Genomic DNA, 15,602 nt, shown 5'->3' with positions numbered 1-15,602 from the left:
CGGATCACGTCCTGAATCGCCTGCCAGCAGGCTCCTACATGCCGACCAAACTGCCCCTCATGAGACTTCACCTGCTCGCCGCTCCGCTCCTGATTGCCACCCTCGCCGGCCGCCTGCCCGCCGCGCCGCTCCCCGCCGGCGATGCCGCCGCCGCGGGTTTCTCCCCGGAACGCCTCGAACGCGTGCACCGGCTCGTGCAGGGCTATGTGGACGACGGCAAATACGCCGGCGCCATCACGCTCATCGCCCGCGACGGCCGGATCGTCGACGCCCGCGCCTACGGCTGGCGCGACACGGCGAAAAAGCTCCCGATGGAGCGCGACACGCTCTTTTATATTTTCTCGCTCACCAAGATGACGATCGCGGTCACCACGCTGACGCTGTGGGAGGAGGGCCGGTTCAACCTCGACGACCCCGTCGCCACCTACCTGCCCGAGTTCAAGTCCATGAAGGTGATCACCGGCGGCACCGCCGAAAACCCCGAGCTGGTGGACGCCCGCCCCATCACCATCCGCCACCTGCTGACGCACACCGCAGGCTTCGCCTACGACTGGAACGCCGCACCGCTGCTGAAACCCTCCTATGAGAAGGCCGACCTGTTCGGCATCGCCACGATGCCGGAGTTCGCCCAGGCGCTGGCCAAAATCCCCCTCCATCACCAGCCGGGCGACGCTTTCCTTTACGGCGCCAGTTACGACGTGCTCGGCTACCTCATCGAGAAACTCACCGGCCAGCCGCTCGAGACCGCCATGCGCGAGCGCGTATTCGCCCCGCTCGGCATGCCCGACACGTCCTTCGTCGTGCCGCCGGAAAAGCGCAGCCGGCTCGCCAAGGTCCACCGTCATGCCGCCGACGGACACCTCGAACCCACCGCGCCCGGCACCATCGTGCTGGCCGCCACGGGCGAGCGCACGGTCTTCCCCAGCGGCAGCGGCGGGCTCGTCTCCACCATCGACGATTTCGCGCGCTTCGCCCAGATGCTGCTCAACCGCGGTGAACTCGGCGGTGTCCGCATCCTTTCGCCGAAAACCGTCGCGTTCATGACGACGGATCATCTCACGCAGATCAAGACGCCCACCCTCTTCATGGGCCCGGCCGGCACCTACGGCCTCGGCGTCGGCGTGTGGGGGGCCGGCGGCGGCAGCGATTCGCCCGGCTCGGCCGGCCGCTTCGGCTGGACCGGCGCCGCCACGACCTACTGCAACATCGACCCGCAGGAAGGCACCGTCGCGATGGTTTTCGCCCAGCATTTTCCCTACGACGAACACGGCCTCTTCCCCCGCTTCAGCACGGCCTTCTACCAATCAATCCTCAAAACCCGCGCCCCGTGAAACCCCGCCCGTCCGCCGTCCTGGCCGTTTTTTTCCTGCTCTGCCTCCCGGCCGCCCGGCTGGCGGCGGCCCCCGCGTTGCTCCATGCCTCCGCCCGCCCCGGCCTCGACCTGAACGGCCCGTGGCACGTCATCGTCGATCCCTACGAAACCGGCTACTACGACTACCGGCGCGAGCCGTTCGACGCGGCCGCCAAACCGACCGGCGGCTACTTTCTCGACCGGCAGCCGGCGGACAAGTCCGAGCTGCTGGAGTATGATTTCGACCGGAGCCCCGTGCTGAACGTCCCGGGCGACTGGAATTCCCAGGACGAGCGCCTGTTCTACTACGAGGGATCCGTCTGGTATCGCCGGCGCTTCGACTACCGGCCCGCCGCCGCGGACCACCGCCTCTTCCTCTATTTCGGCGCGGCCAATTACCAGGCCGACGTCTACCTGAACGGGAAAAAACTCGGCCGGCACATCGGCGGCTTCACCCCGTTCGAGTTCGAGGTCACGGGCCTCGTCACGGCGGCGGGCAACTCGCTCGTCGTCCGCGTGGACAACTCCCGCCACGCCGACGCCGTGCCGACGGTGAACACCGACTGGTGGAACTACGGCGGCCTCACCCGCGACGTACGGCTGGTGGAAACACCGGCGACCTTCGTGCGCGACTACCACGTGCAGCTCAAGCCGGGCGCGCCGGGCCGGATCGAGGCTTCGGTGCAGCTCGACGGCGCCCAGCGGCGCCAGCATGTCACCCTCGCGATCGCCGGCGCCCAACTGACGGCGGAGGCGGACACCGACGACACGGGCGCCGCCCGCTTCGATGTCGCCGCCCCGGCGCTCGAACTCTGGTCACCGGAAAAGCCGCGGCTCTACGAGGTCAGCCTCACCACGCCGGCCGACCGCATCACCGACCGGATCGGCTTCCGCACGATCGACGTCCGCGGCACCGACATCCGGCTCAACGGCCGGCCCGTCTTCCTGCGCGGCATCTGCCTGCATGAGGAAAACCCGCTCCAGGGCCGCCGCGCCTATTCCGAGGCGGACGCCCGCCTGCTGCTGGGCTGGGCCAAGGAGCTGAACTGCAACTTCGTCCGCCTCGCCCATTACCCCCACAACGAGCACATGGCCCGGGTCGCCGACGAACTCGGCCTGATGCTGTGGGAGGAGATCCCCGTCTACTGGACGATCCAGTGGGAAAATCCGGCGACCCTGCAAAACGCGCAGGCGCAGCTCACCGACCTGATCACCCGCGACCGCAACCGCGCGAGCGTCATCGTGTGGTCGGTCGCCAACGAGACGCCGGTCAGCGAGCCCCGCACGCGTTTTCTCAAGGCGCTGATCGACACCGCCCGCACCCTCGACGGCACCCGGCTGGTCTCGGCCGCGATGGAGGTGCACGGCGATCCCGCCGATGCGAACCGCCGCGTCGTCGATGATCCGCTCGGCGCGTTCACCGACCTGCTCAGCTTCAACCAATACATCGGCTGGTATGACGGCCTGCCCGACAAGCTGCCGCAGATCACCTGGTCGCTCGGCTACAACAAGCCGGTCATGATCAGCGAATTTGGCGCCGACGCCAAGCAGGGCCTGCACGGCGACCGGCTCACCCGCTTCAGCGAGGAATACCAGGCCGATCTCTACCGGCAGACCCTCGCCATGCTCGGGAAAATCCCGCAATGGCGCGGCGCCACGCCGTGGATCCTGTGCGACTTCCGCTCGCCCCGCCGGCCGTTGCCGGGCATCCAGGACGGCTGGAACCGCAAGGGCCTCATCAGCTCCGGGGGCGTCAAGAAGGAGGCCTTCTCGGTCCTGAGGGATTTCTACGGACAGCAGGCCGCCGCGGGGAAATAAGCGGGTAGGGCGAATCCTCCGGATGAGCCGTTGCTGCACGCGGCTCGTCGGGACGACTCGCCCTACCCGCCTCGGCCCGCTTGTGACTCAATTTGCAGTTGCCGGTCTGACCTCTGTCCACTGACCTCTGCCTTTCCGATGTCCCTCCTCCCATTCTCCAGCCAGCTCATCGCCGATGTCGGCATCTCCTTCGGTGACGAGGGCAAGGGCCGCCTCATCCCCGAGGTCATCGAGGAGCTGAGCGCCACCCCGGCCGCCGTCACGGTGGTCTTCAAGGTCAACGGCGGCTCCAACTCGGGCCACACCGCGGGCGGCATCAAGCTGAACCTCCTGCCCGCCGGCGTCGTCGAGAAGGCCGTCCCCCACCTCGCCATCGGCGCCGGGGTCGTCGCCGACCCGCGCAAGGTCCTCTGGGAGGGCCGCCCGCTTGAGCAGAAGGGCTACGCCATCTTCTCCCGCCTCGTCGTCGACGAACGCGCCATGGTCTCCGACCTCTCCCACCGCCTGCTCGACCTCGCCTGGGAGGACTATCGCGTCAACGTCCTCCAGGAGGAGCCGCGCGGCTCCACCGGCCGCGGCATCACCCCGGCCTACCAGGACGAGACCGGCCAGTGGCAGATCACCTTCGCCGACTTCCTCGGCGGCCCGAACTTCTTCGCCCGCAAGCTCGCCGCCCGCGCCGACCGCGCGTTGCGCACCATCCAGCACGTCTGCCAGGTGAGCCCCAGGGCCTGGGACGCGTTTTTCGAGAAGCTCACCCTCGCCGAGCAGAAGGCCAACGCCGAGGCGATCGAGCTCGGCCTGTTCACGAAGGCGGAGTTCGACCTCGGCCAGTTCAAGGGCCCGGCGCCGTTCACCCTCGATGTCGCAAAGTTGACCCAGGTCTACTGGGACGCCGGCCAGCAGCTGAAGCAGAACATCGGCGAGGTGCGCGAACTGGTGCTGCGCGAACTCGCCGCCGGCCGCTCCATCGTCGGCGAGTTCGGCCAGGCCTACTGGCTCGACAAACGCCACGGCTACTCGCCGAACGTCACGGCCTCGCACACCTTCACGCCCGAGTTCTTCGAGAGCGCCGGCATCCCGGTGCAGGCCATCCACACCTTCGCGGTCGCCAAGGCCTACGATACCAAGGTCGGCACGCACACCTTCGTCACGCAGATGGACGAGGCGCTGCCGATCTGCCAGAAACTGAAGACCATCGAGTTCGGCACCGTCACCGGCCGCCAGCGCATGGTCGGCTGGTATGACGCCGTGGAAAAGGGCGACGCGCTCCGCTACGGCGGCTTCCAGGACCTGATGATCAACAAAATCGACGCCCTCACCGGGGCCGCCGAGCTGCTCATCTGCACCGCCTACGAGGACGACAACGGCCGCCGCTACGGCCACGTGCCGCGCAACGAGGCCGTCCGCCGCGCGCTGCAACCCGTCTACTCGAAGCATCCCGGCTGGACCGAGGATCTCACCGGTGTGCGCAAATTCGCCGACCTGCCAAAAAACGCCCAACGCTACACCGCCGCGATGGTGCGCTCGCTGGTGGAGGTCGCCTACCCCGGGAAGTTGCCCGCCGCCCTGCCCAATCTCCGCTACCTCGGCGTCGGCCCGCTGCCCTCGCAGATCATCAAGGACGTCCCGCCGACGGCCGAGCTGATCGCCTTGCGGTAGGGACGCGCCTGCCCTCAAGCGCCCGCACTTACCGTGCGACATCAGTGTCGCCCAGGCCGCACGGTCAGCCGGAGCTTGAGGCCCGGTGGAACAGCGGCAAGATGGCGGCACATGAGAATCACCACGGCCGGAACGGGAGTCGCAATCTTGCTCGCCGCGTTGCTGGCCGGGGCCGCCGCCCAGCCGCTCACGCCCGATCTCTGGCACGAGCTCCACTGGCGCAATATCGGGCCGTTCCGCGGCGGGCGCACCCGCGCCGCCGCCGGGGTCCCGGGCCGGCCGAACGTGTTCTACATGGGCCAGGTGAACGGCGGCGTCTGGAAGACCGACGACTTCGGCCAGACGTGGAACCCGATCTTCGACGCGCAGCCGACGCAGTCCATCGGCGCCATCGCCGTCGCGCCGTCGAATCCGAACATCGTCTACGTCGCCAGCGGCGAGGGCCTGCGCCGGCCGGACCTCTCGGTCGGCGACGGCATCTACCGCTCCGCCGACGCCGGCGCGACCTGGACGCACCTCGGCCTGCGCGACGGCCAGCAGATCCCCACCCTCGCCATCGACCCGCGCAACCCCGACCGGCTTTTTGCCGCCGTGCTCGGCCATCCCTACGGCGCCAACGCCGAGCGCGGCATCTACCGCTCGACGGACGGTGGCGCCACCTGGGAAAAGTCACTCTACGTCGATGCGGATACCGGCGGCTGGGACGTCTGCTTCGACCCGGCGAATCCCGACGTGATGTATGCCACGCTCTGGGAATCGCGGCTCGGCCCGTGGGACGAACACAACAACTACAAGGGCGTGAAGGGCGGCCTCTTCAAGTCCACCGACGCCGGTCAGACCTGGCGCAAACTCACCGCCGGTCTGCCGGCTGACGTCAGCCAAGTTTACCTCGCGGTGGCCCCGGCTGATTCACGTCGCATCTATGCCACCGTCAGCACACCGGGCAGCTCTGGAATCTACCGCTCCGACGACGCGGGGGAAAACTGGCATCCAGCCACCACCGATACCCGGCCCGGACTCCCCATCGGCGGCGGCGACATGCCGCTGATCCGCGTCGACCCCGTGAACCCCGACATCGTCTATACCGCCACCGTGGTCGCCTGGCGTTCCACCGACGGCGCGAAGACCTGGTCGGCGCTGAAAGGCGCGCCCGGCGGCGACGACTACCAGAATTTCTGGATCAATCCCCAGCACCCCGAGATCATGCTGCTCGTTTCCGACCAGGGAGCGGTCGTCACCGTCAACGGCGGGCGCACCTGGAGCTCCTGGTATAACCAGCCGACCGCCCAGCTCTACCATGTGGCGGCGGACAACGTTTTTCCCTACCGCGTCTACAGCGGCCAGCAGGAGAGCGGCTCGGTCGGCATCGCGAGCCGCGGCAACGACGGCGCCATCACCTTCCGCGACTGGCATCCCGTCGGTGCCAGCGAATACGGCTATGTCGCCCCCGACCCTCTCGACCCGAACCTCGTCTACGGCGCCGGCCGGCTTGAGGTCTCGAAGTTTCATTGGGACACCGGCCAGGTGGAAATGGTCTCACCCGTGCCGCAGGCTTCGCCGAAATATCGCGCGGTGCGGACGATGCCGCTGATGTTCTCCCCGGTCGACCCGCATGTGCTCTATTACGGCACGAACATTTTGTTCAAGACCACCGACGGCGGGCACTCGTGGCAGGAGATCAGCCCGGACCTCGGCCGGCCGCACGCCGGCATCCCCGCCAATCTCGGCACGCTGCCGGCGAAGGACGCCGCGGCCGCGGAAAAGCAACGCGGTGTCATCTACGCGCTCGCGCCCTCGCCCAAAAGTTTGCCGATCATCTGGGCCGGCACCGACGACGGCCTCGTGTGGCTGACCACCGACAGCGGCAAAAAGTGGAACGAAGTCACGCCGCCCGCCCTCACGCCGTGGAGCAAGGTCACCCAGATTGACGCATCCCATTTCGACGCGGCCTCGGCGTATGTTTCCGTCAGCCGCTTCCGCATTGATGACCTGGCGCCCTACGTCTACCGCACCCATGACAGCGGCAAAACCTGGCAGCTGATCACCGCCGGCCTCGACCAGGCGCCGGTCAACGCCGTGCGGGAGGATCCGGTGCGCCCGGGCCTGCTGTTCGCCGCCACCGAGAAGGGCGTGTGGGTGTCGTTCAACGACGGCGACCACTGGGAGCCACTGCAGCTCAACCTGCCGCACACCTCCATGCGGGACATCATCATCCACGGCCCGGACCTGATCGTGGCCACCCACGGGCGCGCCTTCTGGATCCTCGATGACCTCTCGCCGCTGCGGCAACTCGCCCCCGCCGGCCCGCCCGCGATGGCCCTTTTCAAACCCGCCCCGGCGGTCCGCGTGCGCGACAACCTGAACACCGACACGCCGCTCCCGCCCGACGAACCGGCCGGGGAGAACCCGCCAGAGGGCGCCATCCTGGATTACTACCTCGCCACCCCCGCCGCGGGCCCGGTCACGCTGGAAATCCTGGACGCCGGCGGCAACGTGGTGCGGCACTACTCGAGCCAGGACCAGCCCGAGGTTGTGGCCGCCGACCTGCCGAAGCTCCCGATCCCGTCCTACTGGCCGCAGTTGCCGCCGACGCTGCCCGCCGGCGCCGGCCTGCACCGCTGGGTGTGGGACCTGCATTACACCACACCGGATTCGCTGCGGCACACCTACCCCATCTCCGCCGTCCGTCACCGCACGCCGCGTCTGCCGCGCGGACCGGGCGCGCTGCCCGGCCAGTATACGATCAGGCTCACGGCGGGCGCGCAGGTCCGGTCCGCCCCGCTCACGGTCACAATGGATCCACGCGTCAAGACCCCGGCGGCCGACTGGCAAAAGCGTTTCGAACTGCAAGGCCGCCTGGCCGAGCTCATGAGCCGCAGCGCCCGGACCATCCGGCACGCCCATTCGCTGCTTGAGCAGATCGAGGCCACCACCAAGGAGCCCCGAGCCCCGGGCCCCGAACTCGCGGCGCTGAAAGCCAAACTGCAGGCGCAGCTCGACGCCCCCGCCGGCGCGGAGGCGGAGTCGGCGCTCACCGGCATCCACGGGGAGGCCGGCGAACTCTACAATGCGCTGGAACCCGCCGATGCCGCGCCCACCAAGGCGCAGACCGCGACCGCGGCGCAGCTCGCCGAGGAATTCAACGAGGCCGCCGAACGCTGGGAGAAGTTGACGGCCGGGGAGCTGCCCGCTCTCAACCACCGGCTCAAGGCCGCCGGCCTGCCCGAATTGAAACCCGACACCCTGCCCAACGCGCCGGACGAGGTGGAGGAAGCGGACATCGATTGATGGCCGCAAGGCGGGGCGATTCCCGGGCCCGGTTCCGTCCCGCCAACTCTGTTTCAGGTTCGCAAACCGCTCGCCCGCGCACGACTCAACAGTATCGTCCCAGCAATACATGAATATCCGCCGCCTTTCACCCCCGGACGCCATAGCCTATCGCCGGCTTCGCCTGCGCGGATTGCGCCAAAGCCCGATGGCCTTTGGCAGCTCCCATGCGGAGGAAGCGAAGTATCCCCTGGCCGTGTTCGAGGCCCGCCTGCAGCAATCGGCAACCAAGTGGGCTTTCGGTGCCTTTGCTGGCGAACAGCTGGTCGGGGTCGTCACGCTCATCCGCGACGGCAAACCGAAAGCGAGACACAAGGCGTCGATATACGGCATGTATGTGGAGCGGAAAATGAGGCGGAACGGCCTTGGCCGCCAGTTGCTCAGCCGTGCCCTCGAGGCCGCCCGACGGATGCCGGGTTTGAGGCAAGTCCGGCTGGCCGTGGTTGAAGGGAACCGTCCCGCCCTGCGCCTTTACGAAAGCGCGGGCTTCATGATTTACGGCCGGGAAGAGGCGGCGTTGCGGGTCGCCGGAAAACTCCATGCGGAATTATTTCTCGCTCATCGCCTCTGAGAGCGCCCGCTTGAAGATGCGTTGTTCCGTCCCACGTGGAGCGTTGCTGGCGGCACTCCTCTTCTCGATTTCCGGGTGCGTTTCACCGGATCGGATTGCACTGCCCGCCAAACCGACCCTGGCCGGCAATCCGCGCTTTCCGCAAGGGGACATGGAGAAACTCTTCACGGCGGCAAAGTGGCTCAAGATTCGCGATATGGAATATGCCGGCTACGTGATTCTGGAGGCGCAGATCCGTTCGGACGGCTCGGTCGTGCTGGGCCGGGAGACCGAATCCTACCCGGATGCCTCCCGGAACCTGCTGGCCCGGGCGCTGGGCCAACAGGCCCGGCTGAAGCCGAACTCGACCGGCACCCATCTGGAGCCCAAGGCGGAAATCTTCGTCGTTTTTTTCTCACCCAGCGTGGACGGCCGCCTGGCGCTGGTTTTCGGCCGGCAATCCGACGACCTCAATCCGGGTGCGTCCCAACGCGCGACCTGCCTGTTCACGACCTTCTACTGACGCCAGCCTAAGCGAAGAACCCAACGACCCCCCTTCGCCGTAGCGGCGCGGAAGGGAGTCCGCAACCTACCTGCCCGTCATTAGTAGTCTATTATACCAATCGCCTCAAGCTACTACACTCTACACCAAGGTCGCCAAGACCGCGAAGCAGATCCTGCGATGGGAAATATCTCTGCGTTCTTTGCGGCCTTCGTGTAAAAGCTTTGGGTGTTTGGTATTAAACTACCAGGCCGCCGTGGGCCGTTGGGGGCAACGGTCCCTACCCGAAGAACGCCTTCACCTCGCGCGCGACCCGAGCGACATCGTCGTTCGTCAACCCGGGGTGCAGCGGCAGCGAGAGGACCTCGGCGCAGGCCTGCTCGGTCTGCGGGAGCGACAGCGAGGCATCGTGATACGCCGGCTGGCGGTGGATCGGCACCGGATAAAGCACGCCGCACACGATGTCTTTCTTCGCCAAGTGCGCCTGCAGTTCGTCGCGCTTCGGCGTCCGCACCACAAACTGGTGCCAGGTGTGCGTCCGGTCCGCGGCGATGACGGGCAGCCTGAGCGGTGCCTCCGGCAGGGCCGCCAGATACAATCCGGCGATTTCATGGCGGCGCTGGTTCTCGGCGTCGAGGCGGGCCAGACGCACGCGCAGGATCGCCGCCTGGAGCTCGTCGAGCCGGCTGTTGCGGCCGTGGTGGTCGCTCACGTAGCGTTTGCGCCAGCCGTATTGCCGCAGCAGCCGCACTTTTTCGAGCAGCGCGAGGTCGCGTCCCGTCACGGCGCCGGCATCGCCGAACGCGCCGATGTTCTTGGTCGGATAAAAGCTGAACGAGGCGAGCTGGCCCCACGCGCCGGCTTTTTTGCCGCCGACGAGCGACCCGTGCGCCTGGGCGCAGTCCTCCATGACGAACAGGTTGTGCCGCCCCGCCAGTTCCATGAGCCGCGGCATGTCCACCGCCTGGCCGTAGAGGTGCACCGGCACGACCGCCTTGATCTTCGGGTCCCGCAGCTTGGTGAGCATCGTGTCCAGGGCGGCCAGATCCATGAGCATGGTGTCGGCCTCGATGTCCACGAACACCGGCTTGGCGCCGGTGGCGACGATGGCCGAGACCGTCGCTGTGACGGTGTTGGCCACGGTGACAACCTTGTCGCCGGGGCCGATGCCGGCCGCGAGCAGCGCCAGCTCGATGGCCTCGGTGCCGTTGGCCACGCCGACGGTGCCGGCCGTGCCAAGCCACGCGCTGAATTCCTGCTCAAAGGCGTCGAGTTCGGGGCCGAGGATGTAGTGGCCGCTGAGCATCACGCGCTTGATGGCGGCGTCGATCCCGGCCTGGGCGGCGAGGTAGGAAGCTCTTGGATCGGCGGGAAGGATTTTTTGCACAGGAGGCAACGGAGAGAACGGAGTTATAGATTAACCCCAGGCAACATGAGCCGGGAAACACCGTCCGTTAGTTTCGAAACATTGAAGTTGATGAGCAATCCTACTGGAACATCGAGCAGTTTCATGTAGCTCAAAAGCTGCGCCTTGTGGATTGGCAAAACGGCCTCGGCCGCCTTGGCCTCCACCAGAACGCAGCCTTCGACCAAGACATCAAATCTTAGGGGCTCATCCCGCGTGAAACCTTTATAGTTCAGCCGCACCACTCTTTGCGACTCCGTGGTGAGCCGCCGCAATTCCAATTCGCGCAAAAGACACCACTCATAAATCGATTCAATCAATCCAGGACCTTTGTCTTTGTGCACTTCAATGGCTGCACCGATGATATGTTCGGTCAATCCATCAGCCTTCTGAAACAAAGGATGCATTCTCTCCGTTCCCTCCGTTAGCTCCTGTGCAAATTCATAGATAGTGCGGCAGTTCCGAGCGATAATAGGCGACGGTCTGCGCGAGCGCCTCGCGGATGCCGGTGCGCGGCTTCCAGCCCAGTTTCCGGCCGATGAGCCGGCAATCCGAGTAATAGTCGCCGATGTCGATTTTCTTCCGATCGGCGGGAAACGGCTTCACGCGGTAGCTGCCGTGCCCGGCCACGGCGACCAGCGTCCGGGCCAGCTCGCGCAGGCTGAGCCGGCCCACGCCGCCGAGGTTGAAGACGCCGCCGACGGCCCGGGGATGGGTCGCCGCCAGCAGGAACGCCTCGACGGCATCGTCCACGTAGGTGAAATCGCGCCGCTGGTCGCCGCCCCACACCTCGACGGGCCGGCCCTCGAGAATCTGGCGGATCCAGATGCCGACAAAGGTCTGGCGGGCGTCCTTCACGCGCATGCGCGGGCCGATGGTGTTGGTCAGACGCAAGACGGTGCTTTGGATCCCATGCACCTCGCTGTAGAGGAGGTGGTATTCCTCGCCGGCGAGCTTGTTGATGCCGTTGACGTCCACCGGCCGCAGCGGGTGTTTTTCGTCCACCGGCAGGTAGTCCGGCCGGCCGTAGATCTGGCGCGTGCTGGCGAACACGACGCGCAGCTTGGGATTATGCCGCCGACAGGCCTCGAGGAGCGTGAGCTGGGCCCGGCAGTTGATCTCGAGATCGGTCTCGGGATCGGTCATCGAGTCCATGTGACTCGTCTGCCCGGCGAGGTTGAACAGGAAATGCTGCCCGCGCAGAAATTCCGGCAGGCTGTGCCGGTCGCGCACGTCGGCGAGGTTGATGGCCACCTGGCGCCCGAGGCCGCGGAGATTGCGCCGGTTGCCGCCGTATTCGGGGATCAGGCTGTCGAGGATCGTGACCTTCGCGCCGAGCGCCACGAGCGCCCGCGTCAGGTTGGAGCCGATGAACCCGAGGCCGCCGGTGATGAGCACGCGCTTGCCGCGGAAGGCCTTCGCGAATGACGGGCGGGGTTGCATCAGTGGCGCAGGACGCTTGCAGCGGAAGTCCCGGGAAACAAGAGTGGAGTAACACGCGCCAACCGCGGGAATTTTGGGCAGCGGGCCAGTTTGATGCAGGCCGGGCTTCAGGCCCGGCATTCCATGCGACCTGTCGGGGATAAACCCCGACCGACAAACAGCGAAGAAACCAAACTGACCCGCTACCGAACTTTGGCATTTCCCGCCAGCCGCCGCGTGCTAGGGTAAGGCATGCGAAAACCGGGCAGTCTGATTCGCGCCGCGCTTCTCTCCGGCCTCCTGGGCCTGCTGGCGACCGCCCAGGAGCCGAAGCCGGGTGCGCCCCAGGACGCCGCCGCGGCCAAGGCGCCGGCGAGCGGGGAAGAAATCGAGCGGCTCAAGGCCAGGCGGGAGCAAGCCCTGAAGCTGAACGAGCTTATCGCCCGCGCCAACGCCGCGCTGAGCGCCAAGCAATGGCCCGAGGCCGCCGAGGCCTTTCAATCGCTGATCACGGCGGAACCGGAACGCTGGGAGTATCGCCGCGGGCGGGCGGACGCGCTGCTCAACTCGGGCAAATACGAGGAAGCGATCCGCGCCTATGAGGACGGTCTGGCCCGCGTGCAACCGGAACTGACGGCCGCCAATCGGGGTGAACCCGCCACGGAGCGGGCGAGAGCGGCGGGCCAGATGCTGACCAACCAGGGCAATTGCTATCTCAAGCTCGGCAAGCCCGACGATGCGCTGGCCGCCTACCGGAAGGCAGCTGAACTGGAACCCAATCCCAGCGCGGCATATTTCGACCTGGCCGCCACCTGCTACAACCTTGGCCGGGTGGACGAGGCCCTCATCTACTGCGACAAGACGATTGCCGCCGACCCGGGCCGGGCCGATGCTTACTTCATCAAGGGCTCCATCCTGCTGGGCAACGCCACCATGGACCAAGCCGGCAAACTGGTCGGTCCGCCCGGGATGATCGAGTCCCTGCAAAAATACCTCGAGCTGAAACCGGACGGCCCGCACGCCGCCGACGTGAAGGAGATGCTCAAGTATGCGGGCGTCGAACCCGCGCCGGCGAAGAAGTGACCTTCCGCTAGAAGTCCTGCAGCTTCCCCTCGCCGGCCCCGCGGCCGGGCTCGATGCGCTCGAGTACCTCGCCCAGCAGGTAGATCGAGCCGGTGACGACCACCGTGTCACCGGGGCCGCCCACCGTGCAGGTGCGCGCGTCGGGAAAGATTGCTTCCAGCGTGCCGCGGTGGATAAGGCCGCGTTTGTCCGGCGGCACCAAGGCGACCATCTCCTCAAAGCTGCTGGCACGCGCCTGGTGCGGCGTCACGAGGTGGACCTCCCGTGCATGGCGGCAGACCACCTCGAGCAGCGCCCGGGCGCGGAACTCGCCCAGCGCCCCGGCGATGATGACCGGGGCGCGCCCGGTTTCCCGCCGGAGCTGCACCAGGTTCTGCCCGAGCACCTCCGCGCCCTCGGGATTGTGCGAGGCATCGAGGATAAGCGGCCGCCCGCCGAACAGGGTGCGCTGCCAGCGACCCGGCCAGTTGACCGACTGCAGACCGCGCGCGATCACCTCTGCAGTGAGCCCCCATTTTGTAGGGTCGGCGCTAGTCGCCGGACCGGTCTGCCGGCTAGCGGCAACCCTACAGCTCCGATCCAGCAGACGCGCCACAAGCGTCGCCGTGGCCGCGTTCCAGCGCTGGTAGTCGCCCGCGAGGTTGGTCGCAGGATAACGGTCCGGATTTTCGCCAAAGGCCTCGCGCACCGAGTGCACCGGGGCATCCAGGCCGGCCGCCACCGCCCGGATCACCGACTCCGCCTCGGGCGGCAGGCGCCCGATGACGACCGGCCGGCCGGGCTTGATGATGCCGGCCTTCTCGCGGGCGATCAGCGCCACCGTGCCGCCAAGTTCCGCAATGTGGTCGAGGCCGATGGAGGTGATGACCGCGATTTCCGGCTGGACGACATTGGTCGCATCGAGCCGGCCGCCGAGCCCGACCTCGACAATCGCAATATCCACCTGCTTCCGCTGGAACTGCAGGAACGCCATCGCCGTCATGAACTCGAAGAAGGTCGCATGCTCGTCCGCCGCCGCCGCCGCGGCCCGGGCCGCGACCGGCCGGAGCTCGTTCGTATAGGCCACGATCTCCGCCTCGGTGAGGAGCCGCCGGTCCACCTGGACGCGTTCGCCCAGCTTGACGAGGTGGGGCGACGTGTAGAGCCCGGTGTGCCGGCCCGCGGCGTGGAGGATGGCATCGAGCATGGCCGAGACCGAGCCCTTGCCGTTGGTGCCGGCGACATGGATCACCGGGTAACCCCGCTCGGGATGCCCTAGCGCCGCCGCCAGCCGCCGCATCCGGTCGATGCCGAACTTCACCCCGCCCGCCTTGAGGGCGTAGAGATACTCGGTGACGGAAGCGTAATCGGGAAAAGGTTTAACCACGGATTTCACGGATGAACACGGATGGAGAGGAAATATCCGCTGATTGTCATTCTGAGCGCGGCGAAGAATCCAGCATGATATGCGCCCGCCGGAGTAATGGATCCTTCGCGATGCTCAGGATGACAGCCACGGCAACTGATCCGGGTTCATCCGTGCAATCCGTGGTCAAAACCCCGCTCTGCTCAGCCCGCTGTGGCCGCGGCGGGCGTGGGAAAGGGCGCCGCCGTCGGCACCTTGTGCGCGTGGTATTTGTGCACGTGCAGGGCCTGCAGCAGGCTGGTCAGGCGATCCTTCATCTCGAGGCGGCTGACAATCTGGTCGATGAGCCCGTGCTTGAGCAGGAACTCCGCCGTCTGGAAACCGGCCGGCAGCGTCTGCTTGGTCGTCTCCTTGATGACGCGGGCGCCGGCAAAGCCGATCATCGCGCCCGGTTCGGCGAGGATGACGTCGCCCAGGGTCGCGAAGCTGGCGGTCACACCGCCGGTCGTCGGGTAAGTGAGGATGGAGACGAACGGCAGCTTCGCCTCAGCGAGCCGGCCGAGCGCCGCGCTGGTCTTCGCCATCTGCATCAGCGAAAAGATGCCCTCCTGCATGCGGGCGCCGCCGGAGGAGCTGACGATGATGCAGGGGGTCTTCTTCTTGAGGGCGCGCTCGATGGCGCGGGTGATCTTCTCGCCGACGGCCGCGCCCATGGCGCCGCCGCAGAAACGGAAGTCCATCACGGCCAGCGAAACGGCGATGCCGCTGATCCTGGCCGCGCCGCAGATGACCGCCTCGGGCAGGCCGCTTTCCTTCTCGTAGCGCCTGATGCGGTCGGGATAGGCCGCCGAGTCCACGAACTTCAGCGGGTCGGCCGATTTCACGCCGGCATCGAACTCCTCGAAGCTGCCCTCATCGGTCATGGCCGCGATGCGCTCGCGGCAGCCGATCGGGAAATGGTAGCCGCTCTTCGGGACGACCATCTGGTTGGCTTCAAGGTCCTTGTTGAAGACGATCTCCCCCGAAATGGGGCACTTGGTCCAAAGACCCTCGGTGTTGACCTTCTTCTTGGTTTGCTTGGTGCCGGCCGCCTTGGTGGCGGACGGCAGCTTGGGTTTCGCGAAATGTGTCATGCAG

The 15,602-nt window shown here is 66.9% G+C and carries 12 protein-coding genes; 7 read left to right on the top strand and 5 right to left on the bottom strand.

Annotated elements, in window-relative coordinates:
• Positions 1-59 precede the first annotated feature (59 nt).
• From BLU29_RS14370 to BLU29_RS14345, 6 genes are all read left to right on the top strand, one after another.
• Positions 60-1,331, top strand: a complete 1,272-nt coding sequence (locus BLU29_RS14370; protein WP_157693895.1) for a serine hydrolase domain-containing protein — start codon at positions 60-62, stop codon at positions 1,329-1,331.
• A complete protein-coding gene (locus BLU29_RS14365; protein ID WP_231962239.1) occupies positions 1,328-3,169 on the top strand; it encodes a glycoside hydrolase family 2 TIM barrel-domain containing protein in 1,842 nt (613 codons plus the stop codon). The genes BLU29_RS14370 and BLU29_RS14365 overlap by 4 nt, the downstream gene beginning before the upstream one ends.
• 138 nt (positions 3,170-3,307) lie before the next feature.
• Complete coding sequence (locus BLU29_RS14360) at positions 3,308-4,831, top strand: adenylosuccinate synthetase (RefSeq protein ID WP_091059282.1); 1,524 nt, start codon at positions 3,308-3,310, stop codon at positions 4,829-4,831.
• A gap of 111 nt (positions 4,832-4,942) precedes the next feature.
• A complete protein-coding gene (locus BLU29_RS14355) occupies positions 4,943-8,119 on the top strand; it encodes a glycoside hydrolase (RefSeq protein ID WP_157693894.1) in 3,177 nt (1,058 codons plus the stop codon).
• Between the two features lie 109 nt (positions 8,120-8,228).
• Positions 8,229-8,729 (top strand): GNAT family N-acetyltransferase, encoded by a 501-nt coding sequence (locus BLU29_RS14350; protein ID WP_091059277.1) that lies wholly within the window; start codon positions 8,229-8,231, stop codon positions 8,727-8,729.
• Positions 8,730-8,880: 151 nt separating this feature from the next.
• Positions 8,881-9,231 (top strand): hypothetical protein, encoded by a 351-nt coding sequence (locus BLU29_RS14345; protein ID WP_091059276.1) that lies wholly within the window; start codon positions 8,881-8,883, stop codon positions 9,229-9,231.
• Between the two features lie 259 nt (positions 9,232-9,490).
• Here BLU29_RS14345 and BLU29_RS14340 read toward each other — a convergent pair whose 3' ends face one another.
• The 3 genes from BLU29_RS14340 to BLU29_RS14330 are packed head-to-tail and all read right to left on the bottom strand — an operon-like array spanning position 9,491 to position 12,058.
• Complete coding sequence (locus BLU29_RS14340; RefSeq protein WP_197677721.1) at positions 9,491-10,597, bottom strand: DegT/DnrJ/EryC1/StrS family aminotransferase; 1,107 nt, start codon at positions 10,595-10,597, stop codon at positions 9,491-9,493.
• A gap of 23 nt (positions 10,598-10,620) precedes the next feature.
• Positions 10,621-11,022 carry a GxxExxY protein gene (locus BLU29_RS14335; RefSeq protein WP_091059273.1) on the bottom strand — a complete coding sequence of 134 codons (402 nt, stop codon included), beginning with the start codon at positions 11,020-11,022 and terminating at the stop codon, positions 10,621-10,623.
• 34 nt (positions 11,023-11,056) lie between these two features.
• A complete protein-coding gene (locus tag BLU29_RS14330) occupies positions 11,057-12,058 on the bottom strand; it encodes an NAD-dependent epimerase/dehydratase family protein (RefSeq protein ID WP_091059270.1) in 1,002 nt (333 codons plus the stop codon).
• A gap of 231 nt (positions 12,059-12,289) precedes the next feature.
• On the opposite strand from BLU29_RS14330, the gene BLU29_RS14325 reads away from it, so the two are divergent.
• On the top strand, positions 12,290-13,120 hold the full coding sequence (locus tag BLU29_RS14325) for a tetratricopeptide repeat protein (RefSeq protein ID WP_091059268.1): 831 nt from the start codon (positions 12,290-12,292) through the stop codon (positions 13,118-13,120).
• 7 nt (positions 13,121-13,127) lie between these two features.
• Here the strand turns inward: BLU29_RS14325 and BLU29_RS14320 are convergent, their stop codons facing one another.
• A complete protein-coding gene (locus BLU29_RS14320) occupies positions 13,128-14,486 on the bottom strand; it encodes a folylpolyglutamate synthase/dihydrofolate synthase family protein (protein ID WP_231962238.1) in 1,359 nt (452 codons plus the stop codon).
• Between the two features lie 182 nt (positions 14,487-14,668).
• Positions 14,669-15,598, bottom strand: a complete 930-nt coding sequence (gene accD, locus BLU29_RS14315) for an acetyl-CoA carboxylase, carboxyltransferase subunit beta (protein WP_091059266.1) — start codon at positions 15,596-15,598, stop codon at positions 14,669-14,671.
• Positions 15,599-15,602 lie beyond the last annotated feature (4 nt).

The organism is Opitutus sp. GAS368, assembly GCF_900104925.1.
In the GTDB taxonomy this organism is placed as follows: domain Bacteria; phylum Verrucomicrobiota; class Verrucomicrobiia; order Opitutales; family Opitutaceae; genus Lacunisphaera.
Note: the sequence above shows the minus strand (reverse complement) of the source record. Positions and strands in the feature narration are given on the sequence as shown.

What these genes read in the sequence shown, in the direction of transcription:
- BLU29_RS14350 (WP_091059277.1), top strand. Translation starts at nt 8,229, where the DNA reads ATGAATATCCGCCGCCTTTCACCCCCGGACGCCATAGCCTATCGCCGG.
- BLU29_RS14360 (WP_091059282.1), top strand. Translation starts at nt 3,308, where the DNA reads ATGTCCCTCCTCCCATTCTCCAGCCAGCTCATCGCCGATGTCGGCATC.
- BLU29_RS14330 (WP_091059270.1), bottom strand. Translation starts at nt 12,058, where the DNA reads ATGCAACCCCGCCCGTCATTCGCGAAGGCCTTCCGCGGCAAGCGCGTG.
- BLU29_RS14335 (WP_091059273.1), bottom strand. Translation starts at nt 11,022, where the DNA reads ATGCATCCTTTGTTTCAGAAGGCTGATGGATTGACCGAACATATCATC.
- BLU29_RS14370 (WP_157693895.1), top strand. Translation starts at nt 60, where the DNA reads ATGAGACTTCACCTGCTCGCCGCTCCGCTCCTGATTGCCACCCTCGCC.
- BLU29_RS14345 (WP_091059276.1), top strand. Translation starts at nt 8,881, where the DNA reads ATGGAGAAACTCTTCACGGCGGCAAAGTGGCTCAAGATTCGCGATATG.
- accD (WP_091059266.1), bottom strand. Translation starts at nt 15,598, where the DNA reads ATGACACATTTCGCGAAACCCAAGCTGCCGTCCGCCACCAAGGCGGCC.
- BLU29_RS14325 (WP_091059268.1), top strand. Translation starts at nt 12,290, where the DNA reads ATGCGAAAACCGGGCAGTCTGATTCGCGCCGCGCTTCTCTCCGGCCTC.
- BLU29_RS14355 (WP_157693894.1), top strand. Translation starts at nt 4,943, where the DNA reads ATGAGAATCACCACGGCCGGAACGGGAGTCGCAATCTTGCTCGCCGCG.